21 protein-coding genes and 2 tRNA genes are annotated in these 20,143 nt (G+C 40.4%); 9 read left to right on the top strand and 14 right to left on the bottom strand.

Annotated elements, in window-relative coordinates; all coding sequences use genetic code 11:
• Positions 1 to 47: 47 nt before the first annotated feature.
• The 3 genes from V6R21_RS06660 to V6R21_RS06650 all read right to left on the bottom strand — a co-directional run bounded on the left by V6R21_RS06660 (position 48) and on the right by V6R21_RS06650 (position 1,836).
• A complete protein-coding gene (locus V6R21_RS06660; protein ID WP_334241984.1) occupies positions 48 to 626 on the bottom strand; it encodes a hypothetical protein in 579 nt (192 codons plus the stop codon).
• A 67-nt stretch (positions 627 to 693) separates the two neighbouring features.
• Complete coding sequence (locus tag V6R21_RS06655; protein WP_334241982.1) at positions 694 to 1,329, bottom strand: response regulator transcription factor; 636 nt, start codon at positions 1,327 to 1,329, stop codon at positions 694 to 696.
• A gap of 111 nt (positions 1,330 to 1,440) precedes the next feature.
• A complete protein-coding gene (locus V6R21_RS06650; protein WP_334241980.1) occupies positions 1,441 to 1,836 on the bottom strand; it encodes a hypothetical protein in 396 nt (131 codons plus the stop codon).
• Positions 1,837 to 1,921: 85 nt separating this feature from the next.
• On the opposite strand from V6R21_RS06650, the gene V6R21_RS06645 reads away from it, so the two are divergent.
• Complete coding sequence (locus V6R21_RS06645; protein WP_334241979.1) at positions 1,922 to 3,112, top strand: DEAD/DEAH box helicase; 1,191 nt, start codon at positions 1,922 to 1,924, stop codon at positions 3,110 to 3,112.
• Positions 3,113 to 3,543: 431 nt separating this feature from the next.
• Here the strand turns inward: V6R21_RS06645 and V6R21_RS06640 are convergent, their stop codons facing one another.
• The gene (locus V6R21_RS06640) at positions 3,544 to 4,164 is read right to left on the bottom strand and encodes a helix-turn-helix domain-containing protein (RefSeq protein ID WP_334241976.1); all 621 of its coding nucleotides are present in this window, start codon (positions 4,162 to 4,164) and stop codon (positions 3,544 to 3,546) included.
• 399 nt (positions 4,165 to 4,563) lie between these two features.
• Between V6R21_RS06640 and ypfJ the strand changes: the two genes are divergently transcribed.
• Entirely contained in the window at positions 4,564 to 5,418 is an 855-nt protein-coding gene (gene ypfJ / locus V6R21_RS06635; protein ID WP_334241974.1) for a KPN_02809 family neutral zinc metallopeptidase, read from the top strand.
• A gap of 360 nt (positions 5,419 to 5,778) precedes the next feature.
• On the opposite strand, the gene V6R21_RS06630 is transcribed toward ypfJ, so the two are convergent.
• From V6R21_RS06630 to V6R21_RS06605, 6 genes are all read right to left on the bottom strand, one after another.
• Positions 5,779 to 6,498, bottom strand: coding sequence for a LytR/AlgR family response regulator transcription factor (locus V6R21_RS06630; protein ID WP_334241972.1), 720 nt, complete (start codon positions 6,496 to 6,498; stop codon positions 5,779 to 5,781).
• 17 nt (positions 6,499 to 6,515) lie between these two features.
• The gene (locus V6R21_RS06625) at positions 6,516 to 7,613 is read right to left on the bottom strand and encodes a sensor histidine kinase (protein ID WP_334241970.1); all 1,098 of its coding nucleotides are present in this window, start codon (positions 7,611 to 7,613) and stop codon (positions 6,516 to 6,518) included.
• Between the two features lie 89 nt (positions 7,614 to 7,702).
• On the bottom strand, positions 7,703 to 8,179 hold the full coding sequence (locus V6R21_RS06620; protein WP_334241968.1) for a Spy/CpxP family protein refolding chaperone: 477 nt from the start codon (positions 8,177 to 8,179) through the stop codon (positions 7,703 to 7,705).
• A gap of 45 nt (positions 8,180 to 8,224) precedes the next feature.
• Positions 8,225 to 8,611, bottom strand: coding sequence for a hypothetical protein (locus tag V6R21_RS06615; RefSeq protein ID WP_334241966.1), 387 nt, complete (start codon positions 8,609 to 8,611; stop codon positions 8,225 to 8,227).
• A 234-nt stretch (positions 8,612 to 8,845) separates the two neighbouring features.
• A complete protein-coding gene (locus V6R21_RS06610; protein WP_334241964.1) occupies positions 8,846 to 9,349 on the bottom strand; it encodes a hypothetical protein in 504 nt (167 codons plus the stop codon).
• 337 nt (positions 9,350 to 9,686) lie between these two features.
• Positions 9,687 to 10,361, bottom strand: coding sequence for a transglycosylase domain-containing protein (locus tag V6R21_RS06605; protein ID WP_334241962.1), 675 nt, complete (start codon positions 10,359 to 10,361; stop codon positions 9,687 to 9,689).
• Positions 10,362 to 10,787: 426 nt separating this feature from the next.
• Here V6R21_RS06605 and V6R21_RS06600 point away from each other — a divergent pair, with 426 nt between their 5' ends.
• A complete protein-coding gene (locus tag V6R21_RS06600; protein WP_334241959.1) occupies positions 10,788 to 11,702 on the top strand; it encodes an alpha/beta fold hydrolase in 915 nt (304 codons plus the stop codon).
• Between the two features lie 46 nt (positions 11,703 to 11,748).
• Here V6R21_RS06600 and V6R21_RS06595 read toward each other — a convergent pair.
• A tRNA-His gene (locus V6R21_RS06595) sits at positions 11,749 to 11,822 on the bottom strand.
• A 24-nt stretch (positions 11,823 to 11,846) separates the two neighbouring features.
• Positions 11,847 to 11,923 (bottom strand) — tRNA-His (locus V6R21_RS06590).
• 553 nt (positions 11,924 to 12,476) lie between these two features.
• On the opposite strand from V6R21_RS06590, the gene V6R21_RS06585 reads away from it, so the two are divergent.
• On the top strand, positions 12,477 to 13,139 hold the full coding sequence (locus tag V6R21_RS06585; RefSeq protein WP_334241957.1) for a hypothetical protein: 663 nt from the start codon (positions 12,477 to 12,479) through the stop codon (positions 13,137 to 13,139).
• A 36-nt stretch (positions 13,140 to 13,175) separates the two neighbouring features.
• Here V6R21_RS06585 and V6R21_RS06580 read toward each other — a convergent pair whose 3' ends face one another.
• Positions 13,176 to 14,129 carry a glycosyltransferase family 2 protein gene (locus tag V6R21_RS06580; protein ID WP_334241955.1) on the bottom strand — a complete coding sequence of 318 codons (954 nt, stop codon included), beginning with the start codon at positions 14,127 to 14,129 and terminating at the stop codon, positions 13,176 to 13,178.
• A 145-nt stretch (positions 14,130 to 14,274) separates the two neighbouring features.
• Here V6R21_RS06580 and V6R21_RS06575 point away from each other — a divergent pair, with 145 nt between their 5' ends.
• The 5 genes from V6R21_RS06575 to V6R21_RS06555 all read left to right on the top strand — a co-directional run bounded on the left by V6R21_RS06575 (position 14,275) and on the right by V6R21_RS06555 (position 19,268).
• Positions 14,275 to 14,994: a carotenoid biosynthesis protein gene (locus V6R21_RS06575; RefSeq protein WP_334241952.1), complete on the top strand. Its 720-nt coding sequence runs from the start codon at positions 14,275 to 14,277 to the stop codon at positions 14,992 to 14,994.
• 169 nt (positions 14,995 to 15,163) lie between these two features.
• On the top strand, positions 15,164 to 16,837 hold the full coding sequence (locus tag V6R21_RS06570; RefSeq protein ID WP_334241950.1) for an FAD-dependent oxidoreductase: 1,674 nt from the start codon (positions 15,164 to 15,166) through the stop codon (positions 16,835 to 16,837).
• Between the two features lie 122 nt (positions 16,838 to 16,959).
• The gene (locus V6R21_RS06565) at positions 16,960 to 17,688 is read left to right on the top strand and encodes a M15 family metallopeptidase (RefSeq protein WP_334241948.1); all 729 of its coding nucleotides are present in this window, start codon (positions 16,960 to 16,962) and stop codon (positions 17,686 to 17,688) included.
• Positions 17,689 to 17,845: 157 nt separating this feature from the next.
• Positions 17,846 to 18,280, top strand: a complete 435-nt coding sequence (locus V6R21_RS06560) for a hypothetical protein (protein WP_334241946.1) — start codon at positions 17,846 to 17,848, stop codon at positions 18,278 to 18,280.
• A 139-nt stretch (positions 18,281 to 18,419) separates the two neighbouring features.
• Positions 18,420 to 19,268: an SDR family NAD(P)-dependent oxidoreductase gene (locus V6R21_RS06555; protein ID WP_334241944.1), complete on the top strand. Its 849-nt coding sequence runs from the start codon at positions 18,420 to 18,422 to the stop codon at positions 19,266 to 19,268.
• On the opposite strand, the gene V6R21_RS06550 is transcribed toward V6R21_RS06555, so the two are convergent.
• Complete coding sequence (locus tag V6R21_RS06550) at positions 19,244 to 20,110, bottom strand: hypothetical protein (protein WP_334241942.1); 867 nt, start codon at positions 20,108 to 20,110, stop codon at positions 19,244 to 19,246. The two genes, V6R21_RS06555 and V6R21_RS06550, sit on opposite strands and share 25 nt — an antisense overlap.
• Positions 20,111 to 20,143 lie beyond the last annotated feature (33 nt).

Here is a 20,143-nt window from a genome sequence, read left to right as displayed (position 1 = left end):
ACAAACAAAAAAGATGCTTCGTGGATGAAGCATCTTTTTTTTACTCGCTACTGTACATCAGTTTTGTCTTTGACCTTCTGTCTTTCCTTTTCAAGGTTAATCATATAAGCCAAAGTAAGTTTGCCATAAAAGCTGGAGGTAAAGGGCGACGCATAGATTTTGTTCTCTAACCTGTCCAGTATATACGCTGTAGCTGTATCTTCATTTTGCAAGCTGTCGTTGGCAGCTGCTTCTTCACTGTTGGCAGCAGAAGTTTCACGATGCTGTTCCTTTTTTTCTGCTGCGGGGATCAGCTTAGTTGAAAAGGCATACCTGAATTTTTTCAGATCCTGATATTTTTCCTTTTCAAGGTCTTCCCATCTGACAAACGCCACTTCACCATGATATTCATTCTCAACATGCTTTTTCATATTTCTATTAAAGCTATTGTAATCATCATGAAGCATACACAATAAAACAGCGTGAGTGTTTGCAAAATCTGGAGGAATGGCGCCTTTCTCAACTGTAATGTTTTGGATCGCTTTTTCTTCTACATCTTTTGCCGAAACCAATAAGGTAGGAGATAGACAGGATTTGAAGCAAACAATCGAAAGTAAAAAGAAAGTCGCTTTTAGTATTTTAGCCATACGTTTGATAAAAAATAAAACAGCACTCCCGATAAAAAATTTCGAGAAGTGCTGTCTAAGTATCCAATTACTTTATTATTCCTTTTCTGAAAGCCACATTGACCAATTCAGCCGTATTCTTGGCTTTCAACTTAAAAAGTAAATTCTTTCGGTGTGTCTCAACAGTATTCTTGCTGATAAAAAGTTTATCTGCTATATCCTGAGTGGTAAGTCCTTCTGCAATGTTGGTCAGGATTTCCATCTCACGCTTTGAGAGCTTCTCTACTTCATCCTTTTCCTTAGGCTTTTTCATAAAACTTGTAAGAAGCGTCTGCGAGACTTCCTTACTCAGGTAATTTTCTCCTTCCCAGATTGTCTTTACTGCATTGACAAGTTCCTTTTTCCCTGTATTCTTTAGGATATAGCCTTGTGCCCCTACTTTCAGCATATTGGAGATAAAGTCCTTATCATTATGCATAGAAAGTCCCAATACTTTTATGTCTGGTTTTTTCTTCAGTACTGCTTCAGTTGCCTGAATACCATCCATATCCGGCATACTGATATCCATAATGATAAAGTTTGCTTCCACCTTGTCTAGCAAGTCCAAGACTTCCTGTCCGTTGTGTGCTTCTCCTACTACTTGAATATCCGGTTCATCAATCAGCAAGGACTTAAGTCCGTCTATAAACATCTGATGATCATCCGCAATGATGATGCGTATCATGGTTGTTGGTATTTCAGCGCCAAAAAATTTCGTTCACACAAATGTATGGAATATTTGAAATATTTGACGACCTGAGTCGGCATCCTTTAGATCAGCGCCCGCAAAATGATATTATTCTTTTATATACTCGCTATTAAAACAATCATAGCACTCGTCAAAAGTAAAAAGCCTGTCCCCTTCCAGCTTGAAAGATTGTTGCAAACCATTCCCATATTCAATCAAGGTGACAGAATCTGTTGACATAATGGTTTCCCCCTCTACTAAATGGTAAGAAGTTTCTATTTCCAGAATCCCATTCTTATATCTCCTGAACGTATCTTCTGTAAATGTAATTTTAATCTGATCGCCAGTGGAACTAGGCGTATAATGCACGCCCGCAAAGCCACCGGACGAAGCAATCCATGTCCATTCGCCAGTGAGTGCTGTAGCAGCAGTGGGCAACTTGTTTCTGGCACAAGCAAGGAGCGTCAACAGTAGCAGCAAGCGAATAATGTTTTTAAGATTCATTATCGGTAAGGGTTTGGTTTCTATCTCAATAGACCCACTTTACTTGCCATAGGTTCGAATATCTATTTTCTTTGTTAACTCTTGTATGGCAAAGCTTAGGACTCTCTGCTATTCCATTATCTTTGCACCTTCAACTAAAAACATTACGATTTTGGCAAGTTTTGCATCATTAGGAGTTTCAGCAGACCTGATCAAGGCGCTGAACGAAAATCATATTGAATCCCCTACAGAAATTCAGGTAAAGACTATTCCTTTCTTGAATGAGCAGGACACTGACTTTATTGGACTGGCACAAACCGGAACAGGTAAAACCGCTGCGTTCGGTCTGCCGCTGATACAAAAAATCGATGGCAGCAAGCCATATGTGCAAGCCATTGTGCTTTCACCTACACGTGAACTGGCAAAGCAAATAGCCAAGCAGCTGTTCAGGTTTACCAAATACTATCCGGAAAAAATCTTTACTGAAGCCATATGCGGCGGTGACAAGATTGATGCCCAGATTGAAAAACTGAAACGCCCTACCCAAATCGTTGTCGCTACTCCCGGACGTCTTAACGACCTGCTGGATAGACAGGCTATCGACTTATCGCAAGTAGAATACGTGATATTGGACGAAGCAGATGAGATGCTTAACATGGGCTTCAAAAAAGATATTGACCGCATTCTTCGCTTTGCGCCAAAGGAGCGTCATACATGGCTGTTCTCTGCTACTATGCCAGAGGAGATCAAGCAGCTTATCAAGCAGTTTATGAAGCCTGATGCGCACAAGGTAGAGGTAGACAAGGAGCAACTGGTCAACAAAAATATTGAGCACTTCTACACACTTTGTGACAATGTGAAAGAAAAAGTGCCAATGCTGTTGAAGTTTCTGAAAAAGCAGGGCAACCAACAAGGGATTGTTTTCTGTAAAACCAGAGCCACAGTCAGAAAACTGGCAGCACAGCTGGAAGAAAAAGGCCTACTGGCCAAACCTATTCAGGGAGAAATGTTCCAGAGTGAGCGTGACAAGGTGATGCGTATGTTCCGCAGCAAGAAAACGCAAATCCTTGTGGCTACAGACGTTGCTGCTCGTGGCTTGGACATCAAGAACCTCGGCTTCGTAGCACATTATAACCTTCCTGAACAGATCGAATACTATACGCACCGAAGCGGACGTACTGGTAGAGCCGGTAGAAAAGGATTGTCTATGTGCTTTGTGGTGGAAGAGGAACTAGAGCCAATGGAAGACATTGAAATGGAGCTGGATATTGTTATTACACCAGTGGCAACAGCATAAGCTTCAGCTCAGAATTATTTAAATTTGAAAAGCAACACGCTAAATAAAGGGTGTTGCTTTTTTTTGTTGTACACACCTTTTCCTATTGAAGCAGATGTATCATTGAAGTCGGAAGTTTTAATTCAGATCTTGCTTAAAAGCCCTTTCAAAAAAAAATGATGGAAGGCTCCGAAAAAATTTCAGCACCTCGGCTGACAAATCTTATCAACAGTCCTTCCGATTTTTTTTGGTGGGCTACCTAAATATTTTTTTTCGTGAGTAAAGTCTCCATTGTCAGCTTGCCTCCCTACAATCCGGCTTAAAACAAAAAGCAACACACCGTCCCTTCGAGTATGTTGCTTTGATCTTTCACCATCCATTTTTCTTTTCAGCAGTGGGCGATAGAAAAATAAACGGTCAGTAGGAAAAATTTTCACCAGACCACAGTCTTTTCAAGCGCTTGCCCTTCGGAATTTTTGATAACCAGCGGTTGCTGCAAACAAACGGACGGACCCTTTCCCTGCCGACGCCCTGTCTGTCTGTATTTTTTGAGCATCCGGTTCTAAATTTCTAGCGGTAACAGGTTTCAATTTTTTTTCAGCCATGTAAGTTTTCAAGGCGATCAAGCTGTCAAAATAATTTTGCCAAGTGAGTTTTCTCCTTCTCGCCCAACGGTCATCAGTTTTGTTCCAACGCCAAACGGGACCGTTCCAGTGCTGTCCCAACCTGATCCTCCTGTCTTCAACCTTTCTTATCAATCTCCTGCGACTATCATAAAAATAATAACGACTGCCTACAAAGTTACCCGTCAGCCTGTAAACCATGCGGCTACCCTGCACGCTTCCTTTTCCCTTTGCCTTGCGTAGGTAACGACTGGCGTAACGTTGCTCGTAGGTTGCCATCCGCTGTGCCAGATGACAGTCATACAACGCACGGCTTCCACCGTTCCGCTTGATCTCCCTGCCTACGGTAGCACGATGCACTTTCAGCTCACGGGCAATCGCTGCATTGCTTTTTCCTTGGCTAATGCCTTGCTGAATTATTTTCCGTTGGTTGTAGGTTAGGTGGGGCATGGATGCTACAATTTGTTTACTAACCTAATAGTAAAAACAAATCGCAAGGATTAAAAAAAGGGCAACGGCTCTGGTTGTAAGTTTTACAGGATATTCAATTTTTCATCTAACAGAAAGCACTACAGAATCCTTTCCCTACAATGCTACAGAATTATTTAGAGCTCTTTCAAATTGAATACTAAAGGTCAATTCCTTCGAAACATTCAACATAAGTTCCTTCAAGAACCTAATGAAAGTCGTTAAACGAAATCGATAGCGTTAATTTAATTTCTAAACTAGAAGCGCTATAAAAATTCCACAATGCTAGCCTTTTACATTCAACCATTAAAAGGAACTATTCAAACAGCTTAATGTTAAAAATCTTGAAGGCACTTACTCATTACACAAAACCCAAAAACTATGCGCTGGAAAGGAAGAAGACAAAGTTCCAATACGTACGATCGTCGAGGTCAAGGTGGTGGCAAAATGAAATTAGGCATTGGAGGAATCGTCATCGCCATTGTGCTATCCTTTATCTTTGGTGGCAATCCTCTGCAATACTTAAACATAGTTGGCGGCGGAGCTGCACTGAAAGAACAAACTACCACAAGAGGTGTTCCTTCTGCTGAAGAAGATGAACTGGCGGCTTTTGTCTCCGTAGTCCAAGCAGATACGGAAGATGTCTGGAACAAAATATTCAGGGATAATGGCAGCCAGTATCGCGAGCCTAAGATGGTGTTATTTACTAGTGCTACCCGCTCTGGATGTGGAAATGCTAGTTCGGCAACAGGACCATTCTACTGTCCTGCGGATGAAACGGTCTATATTGACCTTACATTTTATGATGAGCTTCGGACTCGTTTTGGTGCTCCGGGAGATTTTGCAATGGCTTATGTCATTGCTCACGAGGTGGGGCACCATGTACAGAAACTACTTGGGACCACTGATAAAGTCCACTCACAACGAGGAAGAGCCAGCAAGGCTCAATACAATGCACTATCGGTCAGACTAGAGCTTCAGGCTGACTTCTATGCGGGAGTTTGGGCTAATCATGCTGAAAAGATGAAACATATTTTGGAAGAGGGAGACATTGAGGAAGCCATGAGGTGTGCCAATGCCATTGGGGATGACAGACTCCAGATGCAAGCACAAGGCTATGTAGTCCCTGATGCTTTTACGCATGGAACTTCCAAGCAACGTATGTACTGGTTTAAAAAAGGACTGGAGACTGGTGATATCTTACAAGGCAATACTTTTGCAAACCCGAACATGTAAAAAAATAAAAGACTTGAGTGCATTACTCAAGTCTTTCTTTTTAAGCAAATATTGAATTGGAATAGAGATTTTTTATGCTAACCCTTTCACATATTAAAATGATGATGTTATCCTGTTCAACCCTTTCAGGGTTATAGTATAATGAACATTGCAAAATCCGGATTGCCATCCGAAGCTAATATGGTTTGTTTCCTTTGGAAACAGGGTTGGCTGTAAAAGAAAAAATCCCAACGGGATTCAATAATAGTAACCGTAGGCCAAAGCCTACGGTATAAGTAAATCCATTTATCCAACTCCAAAGGAGTTGAACCAATAAATCATTGAAGCGTTTAAAACTTCCGATTTCGATGATATATCTGTTTACAGAAGGCTATCGCCTAAAAATTCCTGAAACTTCTCTTTATACTGGTCACTTACTGGAATGTATACATCTCCAAAAACAACACGTCCACGTTCAATTGTTTCGATCTTATCCAAATGAAGAATGTATGACCTATGCACGCGCATAAAGGAAGTACTTGGGAGTTTTTGCTCCAATGACTTCAGGCTAGCCAAACACATAATCATTTCATTGCTGGTATATATTTTCACGTAATCTTTTAGTCCTTCGATGTACAGGATATCATTCAGGTATATCTTTCGGATCTTATACTCAGACTTCACAAAGAGGTAATCACTTTTGACAGAGAAATCATCCTGTGTACTCTCTGCTTTCTCCACCAAAGAAAAATACTGCTTGGCTTTGTTGACCGCTGTCAGGAATTCCTCATAGCTGAATGGCTTCAGCAAATAATCAATTGCATTGACCTTAAACCCTTCCAGCGCATATTCTTCATAAGCAGTGGTAAATATCACCTTTGGCCCTCCTTTCAGCGTCTTGGAAAATTCAATCCCTGTCAGGTCGGGCATGTTGATGTCCAAGAAAAGCAAATCTGTTTCTTCTTCATCAAGCGCCTCCATTGCCTGCAACGCCGAGCTATACTTTCCTACAAGCGTCAGAAATGGTGTCTTTTCAATATAGCTGGTCACCAGTTCCAATGCCAAAGGCTCATCATCTATTGCTACACATCTGATCTCCATGATAGTTCATTTTTAGATTAAAAACGGTGTTCGGTTTGTACTGGAATTTCAAGCCTTACAATATAACTCTTGTCTGTTTCAATCACATCAAAAGTGTAGTTGTTAGGATATAACAGGTTCAGTCTCTTTTGTATATTTTGCATGCCTATCCCTGATGCTTCCTTGTTTTCCTGTGGCTTCTGTGGCTTGCTGTTAGCGGTTTCAAACACTACCTTTCCACCTTTGATGTCACAGTCTACTCGGATATAAGACTCTTCCGTATAACTCACGCCATGTTTGAACGAGTTTTCTACCAATGTAACAAAAAGTAAAGGAGGTATTTTCACTTGGTTACCCACGGAAGGCAGTGAAACAACCAGCTCTACATCTTTTGTGATGCGCAGTGACATCAGGTCAATATAAGTTTGCAAAAACTGTAATTCATCTTTCAACCCTACCAACACCGTATCAGCTTCATACAACTGATAGCGCATCAGCTTTGAAAGTTTATGGACAGCCTTTTGAGCATCGTCAGGACGGACAGCTATCAATGCATAAATATTATTCAGCGTATTAAAGAAAAAATGTGGGTTCAGTTGGTTCTTCAGCAATGACAGCTCCGAGTGAAGTCGTTGCTGCTCCAATTCTTCACGAGCCTTTTCATCCGCAAACCATCGGTACGTCACCCTGATGGCTGTACTCAACCCAATCATGGTCACAAAAGCCAATACTTGCCGTACAAGCCTTTCTACCCTTAGCTGGACAGGAAAAGGAAAATCGGGTCTTGGCCAACGAGGCTCTCGCATAGGTTTAGTGTCATCAAGCAGCCAAATAACATGGGCCAGAATTGCTTCGCCCCAAATACCCAGCACCACCAGCAAAAACACACCGGCCATATACGCATAATGCCTTTTCTTGAACAACAGTTTCGGCACCAGTACCAGATAGTTCACATAAAAAAGTACTGGATACAGAAACAAGGGAATCCACCTTCGGGCCGACCTAATGGACAAACCTCCCATTTCACTGCTACTCAAGAAAATCAGTGGCGCAGAAAACACCACCAGCCAAATTGCCAAATGAATCAGCAGCTCCGTATTCCTTTTATATCCTTCTTTTGCGTCTAATTTATGCATAGTCTGTCTTCCTATTGACGTAACCATATTTTACAGCCTTCGCTACTTACCATAGCAAGTAGGAAGGCTGTAACTTTCCAATCACTAATCTACCACTTCCCTTTCATTTTTCTGCCATGACCTTCACCATGATATGTGTCCAAGAACAAACGTTGCTCATCATTTAGCAAAGCCCTCACTTCCTGATGAGATGCCGCTCTTTGCTTCATCAGATCTCCTTTTAACTTGCTAATATTGTCAATCGTTTTGTTGATGGCTTTCATATCCACATTCTCTGCGGTCTGCAAAGAGTTCAGTTTTGCTTTTTGCTCCTTGATCTCATTGCGTATCGGTAACATTTCCTTGCCATATTTGACATGAATCGCTTTTATTTTTTCATGTTGCTCATCTGTCAGGCCCGGAATTCGCATTTTGTGCTCACCTCTATTACCATGATGAGATCCTCTATGTCTGCCTTCTACTCTTTCAGATCTATCTTTTTTACTATCTGACTTAGGTGTATCCTGTGCAAATAAGGTTGTCACCATCATCATCATCGCTAATAATATCGCTGTCGTCTTTTTCATAATTGTATTGTCTAAGGTTGAAATAGGTTTGGTTTATATAATAATTTATCTTCTGCCGCCTTTGCGACCTCCGCCTCTTCTGCCAGGCTCAATTTCATCAACAGCGGCTTCGTACTGTGCAAATTTCTCTTCCCCTAGTATCTCTTTAAGCTTTGTTTCCTTCTCTTCTCTCATCTGCTTCATCTTTTCCATCATCTCTTCTCGGTCAGGACGTTCGCCACTGCTTCTCATTTCTTCCATCTCGGCAAACATCTCTGTGTACACTTGCTTGACTGATGCTGTTTCCGTTTCATCTAGCGTTACATGCTTTGAGAAGTTTTCCATGATTTTTTCTACGCGCTCCTCTGCCGTCATTCTTGGTCCTCTGTCCTGTGCCATCAATGACATGCTTCCCATAAGTGCAATACCGATAATTAAGATCAACTTTTTCATATGTTATTCATTTTTGTGTTTCACATGCTATCTATTCAGACTTATGGGCGTTAGCCACTGCTGATATTACAAATGTGCAAAACAGGATACACCTTTACATATGAGATATATGTTTGAGGGCATTTCACCGACAAAGCCTTATTTTTCACCGACGGACAAAAAAAGGCAGAGGGAAATTTCTCCCTCTGCCTTCAACTTGATGATAAGTTTCAGATGTACTTACGTCGCCAATGATTAATAGCGATCGTCCATTTGTTCTTCTCCTTCTTCTATCTTATCATCTATTTTTTCGTCCATTTCATCAATCTCTTCGTCCATGTGGTCTTCCATCTCCTGCATGTCCTTATCCATTTCACCTCTGTCTTTGTACTGAGGATCATCCATTCTGTTGTCTTGACCTTGCTCAGGATTGATTTCTTCTTTTACTTGTTGATATTGGTTGAACTGCTCTTCAGTCAACACTTCTTTTAACTTATCATCTGTTTGACTTTTCAATTGTTCTAATGTTTCTCCTGTAGGCTGCTCTCCACTTGTTTTCAGTCTTTCAGCTTCATTATACATATCAGTATAAATCTGCTTTACAGAAGCTTTCTGATCCTCATTGAGATTAATTTGTTGTGATAGGTTTTCCATTACCTTATCTACTTTCTGATCTGTAGACATAGCACCTCTAGTTTGTGCCATTGCAGAAAAGCTTCCCATCAGGAAAACAGCGAGGATTAAAATCAGTTTTTTCATTTCACTAGCTTTTGGTTGAAATTAATTTTGCCTGCCAACTTCTTCAAGATAAATGTCTAAGTCCCAAATTGGCAGTGCTTTCAAGGGACTGAATTTTAATACTTACATTAATTAATTACTTAAAGAGGAGACCTGTCTTAAAACAAGAAATCCCCTTATATGATTGTCAAACAATATATAAGGGGAAATAATTTGTTAAAAGATCTATAACAGGTGTTAATCTATTCTAAAGGCTTCTACCCAAAAGTCCAATTGTTTTGTTTTATTTTGAAATAATAACTTTTAAAGAAATATTATTTCACTTCACTGTATTATTTCTATAATCGATTTAACAGGCTCAATCTATCAGAAACTTGTCAAGCAACTGGTATCGGGCTTCCAGCAACTTGTTTTCCTTATAATTGGACGGACCAAAGTTGAGCGGACTGGCCAATATGGCTGCCAGCTTGATTTTCTGCCTTCTAGAAAGCCTTTCTACATCTTTCTTATAATAATAGTCAGCAGCATCACTGATACCATATACTCTATTGCCCCACTCCATATAGTTTACATACAGCTCCAAGATGCGGTCCTTATCCAGAATCAGCTCAAGCTCCAATGCAGCAATCAGCTCAAGGTACTTTCTAAAATAGTTTTTATGAGGTGTCAGTAACATTGTCCGGGCCAGCTGCTGTGTAATCGTACTTCCACCATAAGCAAAGTATCCCTTTTCCTCATTCTTTTCATATGCTGTCTGAATACGCTTCACATCAAAACCATAATGACTGTAGAAGTTTGGGTCTTCCAAATTGATAAGGCTGATGCGTAGGTCTTCAGGAAGGTCATGTAAAGGCACAAAAGAAGGACGCTCCATTCCTCTGTGTCCCATTTGCCCCCTGTAAAGCATCAACATTGTTAGCGGAGGATTAAAGTACTTAAGGTACAATGCACCGATTCCTGCGAGGAGGATAAACAGCAAATGAAAGCGTAAGATCAAGCGGGCTGTTTTCTTGAAAAATAATCGAGCAGACATGTTGGTTTTAGCTTAAAATTCTATTGGATATCCAGCAATACCACTAAAGAAACCCGTTTTCGGTCACGTTTTTCTGTATATATGAAAAAATGCCTGACAAGAGGGTTATTATCTTGAACAGACAGCTTTTGAGTTCTAAGTGGAAATATTAGTATAAAATATTCTCGAAGTTAAATCCACATCCTGATGATTCAAAGCATTTTATCACTTTTTATTCAGTATGTTTTATTATTCCATTGAGATTATATCATAGCTACTGAAGCCAGCCAGATATCAAGTTTACATATTCCTTTTAGGTAAGAAAACAGGCAAAAAACACACCAAACCGCTATTCACAGCCTTATCTCAAAACTTGTCTTGAGAAATGAATTAATGTATCATTGAACATACATTCACTATAAACCTTGTAACAACACTTTTTAAATCATGTCAACTATCCAAACTACATCCCACTTTATCCCTTTAGGAGATGAACAGCTCCACCTCAAACGCATTTGGAGTAACCCTGAAGGAGCCCCTGTACTCATGATTCACGGAAGTATTGAAAGTGGCAATATTTTTTATTCAAAGTCTATGAAAGGACTTGCCCCATACCTCGCCAAACAAGGACTCGACGTATATGTAGCTGACCTTCGTGGAAGGGGATTAAGCACTCCTACAGTTAGCCGGCAAGCGACCAATACACAGCAGCAAGCCATCACCGAAGAGATTCCTGCTTTTGTCAAACAGATTCAGCAGCTCAGAGGGACAGAAACGCCTATACACGCCATTGCACACTCATGGGGAGGTGTGCTTCTGCTGGCCTACTTGGCACGTTTCCCACAAGCATCCTTCGAGTCCATGGTCTTTCTGGCGACCAAACGGAGTATCAGTGTACGAAACCTGAAAAAATACTTTGCCATTGACCTGATGTGGAACTTGGTTGGACGTACACTGACTTCCCTATACGGCTTCCTGCCTGCCATACAATTGAAAATAGGTTCAGCCAATGAATCAGCCAATGTTTACAGTGATTGTAGGAAATGGGTTTATTCTCTTTATGAATGGAAAGGTGTCAATGATGGATTTGACTACCTGCAAGCATTTAAAACGGCTCAGAACATTCCACCAACGCTGTACATGACAGGGATCAATGAGTTTTACCTAGGGCATCAGGATGACGTCAAAAGACTGATGAAGGAAGTTGATAACCCAACGGATAAATTTATGCTATTGTCAAAAACTAATGGACACAAAAAGGATTATGGACACATAGATATTTGCACAGCCAAGGAAGGTACCAATGATCACTTTCCCATTATCAGAAACTGGATGGTACAACAAAAAGTAGCTCAGCAGTAAAAACAAAAAAGGATAGTTCTAAATGAAGAACTATCCTTTTTAAATGGGCGACCAATGGGATTCGAACCCACGACCTCCGGAACCACAATCCGGCGCTCTAACCAACTGAGCTATGACCGCCATTACACGATACTTGAATAAATTTGGGGCGACCAATGGGATTCGAACCCACGACCCCCGGAACCACAATCCGGTGCTCTAACCAACTGAGCTATGGCCGCCGTATCTGTTTTTGCGAGTGCAAAGGTATAGCATAAATCAATATCTCCAAAGCTTAGCGCAAAAAAAACGCTTGAAAAATCCTAATCAACTGATTCTCTGAAATAAATTTTTCAACCTCACTTGAATATATCACTTTATCACCAAAAGTTTTAAACTTTCGATCAAAATCGATTTTTTGGTTTACACTTACTTCAATTAACCATAATGAATATTGACTTTTTAAAAAAACACAAAATTAATTTGCATTTAACATGAAAGCGCCCTAATATTACAATTGTAATAAGTTGGTAACTCAACTACAATATTTCTCATTGCTACTTTCTACTATCTGATCTACCCTTTTACATATTCTGTATGTTATAACACAAAAGCCTCCGCGAATCGACGGAGGCTTTTGTTATTTTATGGCAACCTTACCTTATGTATTTTTTAACATCAATATATTTTTTCAAACAAAAAAGTTTAGAATCATACATATCTCCTCTAAAAGTATTTTATTTGATGAATTTCCCATGAATATTCATACAAATTTAACAAACAACTAGTTCATTAATGACAACTATCCCCGAAGTCGTAGAAGATATTATACTCCGTTCTCCTTTTTTGGTTGAAGCCATCTCTGAAGACATCATTAACTACAGTGCTCTCGCCAGAAAAATAAAACCTGAAATCGAAGAAAAGCTTTACAAGGATGTACAAATGGGAGCCATAGTAATGGCGCTCAAGCGGTTAAAACCAAAGCTGATGACACAGCATCTTGAAAAAGACATCCTTGAATATATCCGTAGTATGGGTGAGATCATCGTTCGTTCAGACCTGATTGACTATGCTTACAAGAACTCGACAACGCTTGTTCCCAAACAGCAGAAACTATTGAGTTTGATTCAGGAACAGAAAGATATTTTCCACGCCTCTTCAAAAGGGGTCTATGAGACTAACATCGTTACCAGTAAATGGATGAGTTCTGAACTGGAAGGCATTTTCAGTGGAGAAGAGTTATTATCTAAGATTGAAGACCTTGCTTCGGTAACCATGCGTACACCTACATCTTACAAAAAAGACGTACCTGGTGTATTTTATTATATCCTGAGAAGACTGGCTTGGGAAAACATCAACGTGGTTGAGATTATCTCCACTAAACACGAGTTTTCCCTGATTGTGGATAAGTCATCGGTCAATACCACTTTCAATATGCTTCATAACCTGAAAAGCTAATTTTCAGGTTATGAGATGGGCTGGTGCAGTTCAGCCCTACCCTCTTATTTTACTGTAAAACCAATTAAGCGGCAGTTTCACAGCTAACATCCCTACAAATAGCCTGTCCATTGGAGTTAAGTCTTCCAACTCTTTTAAAAGCTTGGCAAACTCCTCTCCCACTTCAAAGTTTTCAGTAAAGAATGCCAAGCGTATATGGTAACGTACAGACTTTGCCAGTGCTTTGTTTTCTTCATTCAACTCATTTTGGGATTGTGCTTTTCTACTGACCTTCAGCGTTGACCAAAGGTGCTGGTTCCGCCTTTTGTTGTAAAAAGCCTTTCCATGAGAATAAGGCAATTCCCTTTTGGCAGTTGTGACGCTATCCAAAAAAGCATACTTATAGTATTTGCCTGTCCTGACCCAAAAATCATAATCCTCATAGCTCAGTGATGCATCATAGCCACCTATTGCTTTCAGAACGGCTGTGCGAAACATTTGAGTGGGAGGGCTAATCATTGGCGGATTCTGAAGTAGCCTTGTATAGATATTTCCTGAAGGTACTTTCTCCTCTAATACACCTTCTCGATTCCGTTTGTAGAAAGTTTCTCCAATTCTATCCCCTGCCTCATTGATAAAATGCGTATCCGAAAATACTACAGCATACTCCTCAGACAGTGACTCAAAAAGCTGTACCTGCTGTTCGATTCGGTCAGGGTACATTACATCGTCTGCTGCCAAATCAATAATGTACTTCCCACTTGCATATGAAAGCGCACTATTGAAAGCCTTGCAGTTTCCCTGATTAACCTGATTCGCGATAAAGCGCACCGCAGGTTTATCTTTCAGTACTTCCCTGATCCTTTCCTGACTTCTATCAGTACTGGCATCATCCACCACAATCAACTCTATAGGTTGATAAGTCTGAGTAAATACAGAGTTCAATGCTTCCTCCACAAACTCTCTGTGTTGATAACTGAGGCAAACCACTGTTACGGTCGGATGATTCATATCTCTTCAAAAAATGTAAATTTGATGGTGAAGATAACGAAGTTTAGAAATAGAGTCTACTTACTGATAGCAGAAGCAAACAATTTGATATCACCTTAGGTTCTTGTACTCTAAACATTTGAATTGACTAACTGACTTCCAAAACATGCCCGTAAAGACACTTTCTAAACAAACTACACCTTTACAGGAACCTCTTTTTACAGGTGCCCTGTCATTGCTGATTGCCTTACATTTTTTTGGCTTTCTGGGAATGATTTCCCCTTTTATGCAAGACACTTTAAATGCTCTTACACCATTTGATTCTTTTACTGAGCTGACTCCTTTGAACCTGCTGCTTACATCCACTATTTTGCTGCTGTTTCATCAGGAATGGAATCGAAATGCTATTTCATTTCTAGCGATCAGCTTTCTGATAGGTTATTGGGTAGAAGTAGCAGGTGTCCAGACTGGACTACTTTTTGGAGAGTACACCTATGGCGAAATGCTGGGATGGAAAGCTTTTGGCGTTCCTTTTACGATTGGACTAAACTGGATGATGCTTACCTACTCAATTGCAGCATCTGTCCAACAAATCATCAGCAAGCTTCAACTTAACTACCTTCCACTGACGAAAGCTTTGATTGCTGCACTTTTGATGATGCTTACTGATGTACTGATCGAACCAGTTGCTATTCACCTTGACTTTTGGCACTGGCTATCCCCTGATATTCCATTACAAAATTACCTGATGTGGTTTATTGTCGCTTTTGGTCTGTCATACCTTTATTACAAACTACCTTTCCAAAAAGAAAACCCGATAGCCATCTTTGTCTTCCTTTCCCAAGTTTTCTTTTTTATAGCTCACCATCTATATATGCTGAGCTAAGCAACTGATTCATATAACTTTTCAGTTATTGACTTTATTCACATATTTTTAACATGCAAATATGTTCATATTAATATTTTATTGATATAAGTCATCAGAAATATACGTTTCCCTCCCTCATCTTTGCAAAGTAGACAAAGAACAAATACTAGAAACAAATATAAAAGGCATGAAAGAAAGGATCATCATTATAGGCGGACTATCAGCTGGACCTTCAGCTGCAGCGAAAGCAAGAAGAACCAATGAACAAGCTGAAATTCTACTATTTGAGAAGACAAGTCATATCAGTTATGCTACTTGTGGTATACCTTATGCAATGTCTGGCAAAATCGCATCAAGAGATAAATTGATGGTCGTAAAACCTCAACTTCTTGAACAAAGGTTTGGCGTAGAGATACACCTCAATGAACCTGTTATTGATATAGATCCTGAACAACAAACTGTTTATACCCCTGAAGGCAAATACGCATACGACAAGCTGATTTTTGCAACTGGTGGCAGAGCAGTTGTACCTCCAATAGATGGGCTTTCGTCATACAAAAACTGGGCACATGCCAAAACCATTGAAGACTTTGACAAGGTCATGTCATCAGGCATAATGGAAACTGCCGAACATATCACTATTGTAGGAGCTGGGCTTATTGGACTTGAAACTGCCGAAAACCTATACCATGCAGGCAAAAAAGTCACTGTCATAGAATTGGGAGATCAAATTCTGGCCCCTTGGGACAAGAAGTTTGCCCGCATGGCTGAAGCTGTACTTCAAGAAAGAGGGATAGACCTCCGATTAGGCGTCAGTGTTTCAGCTATCGACGCTCAAACGAATACCCTGACACTAAGCAATGGAGAGCAAATTAGCACAGACTATATGCTGGTTGGTATCAGTGTCAAGCCAAATACAGAGATGCTGACAGCTAAAGGAGCCGAACAGCTAGGTAACGGCGCCCTGATTGTAAATGAAAGAATGGAGACATCCCTGCCAAATATTTATGCTGCAGGTGATTGCGCCAGTATTCCTAATATGGTAACAGGAACTCCTTGTTGGTTTCCGATGGGAACTCACTCCAACAAAGGTGGACGTGCAGCAGGAGCCAATGCAGCTGGAGGCAAAGCAACTTTTGAAGGTGGCTATGGGACCGCCATTATGAAACTGTTTGATTATACGATTGCCCGCACAGGCATGAATCCTAAAACGCTCGAAAAAGCAGGTTTGCCATATGCCTCAACTTTTGTGATTGCAGGTGCTACTCCAAGCTTTTATCCAAACCAAAAAGATATTTACTTGGAAATCTATTATCACCCTGAAACAAGGCAACTCTACGGAGCTGAACTGTTTGGAGAAGTGGGCGTAGACAAACGGGTCGATGTATTAGCGACGGCTATTTATGCAAAGCTGACAATCGATGATCTTCCAAAACTGGACCTAGCCTATGCGCCTCCTTTCTCTCCTGCCAAAGATCCTGTAATTGTAGCAGGCTATACAGCTTCTAACTCATTAGATAACCAATACAATGAAATAAATGCTGCTGAGGCTGACTGTATTTTCACAGCCAATCCAGCAGGAGATTATACCATCTTGGATGTCAGAAATCCGCAAGAGATAGAAAAAAATGGGACAATAGAGAATGCTATCAATATTCCACTTGACTCACTCCGCGATAGGCTACAAGAATTAAATAAAGAACAGGAAATATTCGTTTATTGTGCTAAAGGGTTAAGGGGCTACCTAGCCTCCCTGATTCTCCAGCATAATGAATTCCTACAGATCAATAACATTGCTGGAGGTTTTACCGCATGGCAGAAAATCATAGGAAAAGTAGTTGAAATGACTCCTGTTCATTAAGAGTAGGCAAGTCATTTGTGGAAATATTTTAGCCCTGAGGGAATAATTAAACATCCTCAGGGTTTTTTATTATTTTTACTGAATACTTACACGACTCTTACATCAGCGACCAGTAAAATAGAATGGACAGAAGGACTTTCACCAGAATTATAGGACTCTCAGCACTATCATTACCTTTCACATCGACAGCAGCATTTGCCCAAGGACCTTCCATCGAAGCTCTGACAGGACAAAAGTCACCCAAGCTATACAGTAAAGATATTCCTTTGCGATATGAGGCAGGAAAGGCGTTTGCCGATATGAGAAAAGCAGCTTTGAAAGACCGCATGAAACTTCATATTCTGTCCGGTTTCCGCAGCTTCAACAGACAGCGAACCATTTGGAACAACAAGTACGTTCAGTACACCAAAAAAGGTATGTCTCCTACTTTAGCGATTGAAGAGATCATCAAGTTTTCCACTATTCCGGGCACATCCCGCCACCATTGGGGCACTGATATTGACATCATTGATGTCTACAAACCTATGCCTAAATCCCCGCTCGAAACAAAGTATTTCCATGATCCCAAGCATTATGACAACATGCGTAAGTGGATGGAAAAGTACGGCCCTGACTTTGGCTTCTACATGTCCTATACAGATGACCTTGTCAGAAAAGGGTTTTCTTATGAACCTTGGCACTACAGCTATGAGCCAATTGCCTCTGAGTATCTGAACCATTTTATGGATGTTGACCTAGTAGGGGAATTGAAAAAAAGAGGTGTATATGGACATGAATACCTGAAAGGAGAAATTTGGGACAGGTATCTGGAAGAAAATATACTTGATATTAATGCGGCTTTAAAAAGCTGACCACAACAGAAAGCCTTGCATTACGTACAGATATAAAAGCAATTAATACGCAAAATAGTTATATTTACTATAAGGGTTGCCTTTAATGACTCCTTACAGATCGCCTTCAACTGAACCCGATGGTTCAACAAAGGGATAATTGATAACTCACTGACCCATGAACGTTGTCTTCAACCGAATTTTACTTATTCTTTTCTGCATCGTTATGCTAACTGGATGTTATGATCTAATACCCGGCACAAGCTACATTGCCTACCGTGAAAACCCTTACAAGGAGCAAAGTGAACATGTAGATATATTCTATGACCAAAACTATAGAGGAGCTGAGAATTCATATATTGAATTGGGAAACCTAGAGGTAGTTGGGTATATAGGAGCGGATACCACTGTATTACTTCAGGTAATGATAGACCGTGCTAAAGAGTTGGGAGCAGATGCTGTTATCCGTGTTAGCTCAAGAGAAGAAGAGAAAGAAGCCCGTTCTCTGCTAAGTCGAGGTATCAGTAACAAAGATGACTATACAGAAACTTACAAGGCGCTTATTCTGGAAGGCACTGTGATTGTTTTTAAACCAAACAAAAAAGAGCAGTAATCCTTTTCTCTGACTACGCTACCTATTGATTCATTGCTCAGATATATTATTTTTATTGTTACCACTTTATCTGAAAAGACCCATTCCTTCAGATAAACCCAATCCTGATTAACCAAGTAATTAACTTAACCCTATAACTATGCAACCCAAGAATGCAATCGTAACAGGTGCTGCGAGCGGTATTGGTAAGGCTTTATCTCACCTTCTTCTTCAGAATGGATACCGTGTCATGCTTGCCGATATCAATTTCACGGCTTTGCTTGATGAGTTTTCGGAAGTCGATTACGACTCCAGCCTTTTTCATCTCCGCCATCTCAATGTCTCAGACCTTAGTCAGTGGGAAATGCTTATAGCCGACACTGTTGACCAGTTTGGAGAAATTGACTACCTCTTTAATATTGCGGGCATCATCACCCCCGGATGGATTGAGGACACTCCTCTCAGCCAAATAGACAAGCATATGGACACCAATGCCAAAGGCTTAATCTATGGAACCAAACTGGCAGCAGAGGTCATGGTTTTACAGAAATCTGGACATATCATTAATGTTTCCTCACTTGCTGGTATCGCCCCTATTGCAGGACTTAGTCTTTACAGTGCTTCCAAGTTTGCCGTAAGAGGCTTCACCCTTTCCATTGCCTATGAATTGGCACCTAAGGGTGTAAATGTATCATTAGTCTGTCCAGACCTTGTTAATACTCCAATGATGGACTTACAACTTGACTATTCCGAAGCCGCACTTTCTTTTTCGGGTGCTACGGAACCCCTTAGTGCCAAGCAAGTTGCAGAAGCGATCCTCAAGGTAATGAAGAGCAAGGAAGTTGAAGTGTGTTTACCTGCCAAAAGAGGTATCATGGCTAAATTGGGCAGTATGTTTCCAACCCTTGGCGGAAATTTGACAAAAAAATTAAGTAGTAAGGGACTGAAGCAAATGAAAAGCTTCAAACGAAATACATTAAACTTTTATAAGGAACTCCCACAAGAGTAGGATAAGGCAGAAGGCAGGTATGGCAATTTTGAAGAATGTTCCCTGCCTTTTTTATTATACTCAGACTGAACGGTTGATGTCTTAGCTTCTGAAGGTTTCACTCCAACTGCTATTCTAACCTCTTCAAGTGTTGTCAACAAAGATTGGATTTGAGTAAAGGTAACCTTAATCGAGTTCCCTCCTGATATTGCATGTGAAATACCATTCAACTGTTGCTCAAGCTGAATACTTAAATCACGGTCTTTAATAAAAGGAGTATAGTAACCCAAAATCAGTCTAACACCCTCCAATTTTATTTTTGCCTCACGAAGTGATTCAGCATTTTCATCCACCGACAAAGCCGTATTTATACCCCATATTTCCTTTCGCAAGGCATCAAAAATACTCATATTGGTTATAACGTCACTCGAACCAATAGTAAAGTCACTGCCTTTATCATCCAACTTCTCTACTGCTGCCAGTAACATATCTGCCGATATTCCTGATTCGACAATAGTACCATGGGAAGCTACCACCTCCTTAAAAGTTTCTGAAGCCCCTTCTTCTATTATATAGGCATACAGCATGGTCATCTGTTTACTATGCTTGGTAACCTTAGGCTGCAATGTTTTGACTTTTTGCTCGTCCGTTGAGGCAGACTTTAAGCTTGCCACTGTTGCTAAAAGGGAGTCCTGCTGCAAGTGATACGCTTCCATTACCAAAGCAGGTACATTGGAAAGTAAGTGCTTTTGCTGTTCAGCCGACTTTAGTCTATTTACGATTCCTACAATCAGGGTATACGAAAAAAGGATACAAATCCACAAGGACAGGTTTCTCATTGGTCTCTTCTTATCTTTTAGCATTTACCCTTACAGACTTAGTCTGCAGAGCAAATA

The organism is Limibacter armeniacum (assembly GCF_036880985.1).
GTDB lineage: Bacteria > Bacteroidota > Bacteroidia > Cytophagales > Flammeovirgaceae > Limibacter > Limibacter armeniacum.
This window is presented reverse-complemented; position numbering and strand designations above follow the sequence as displayed.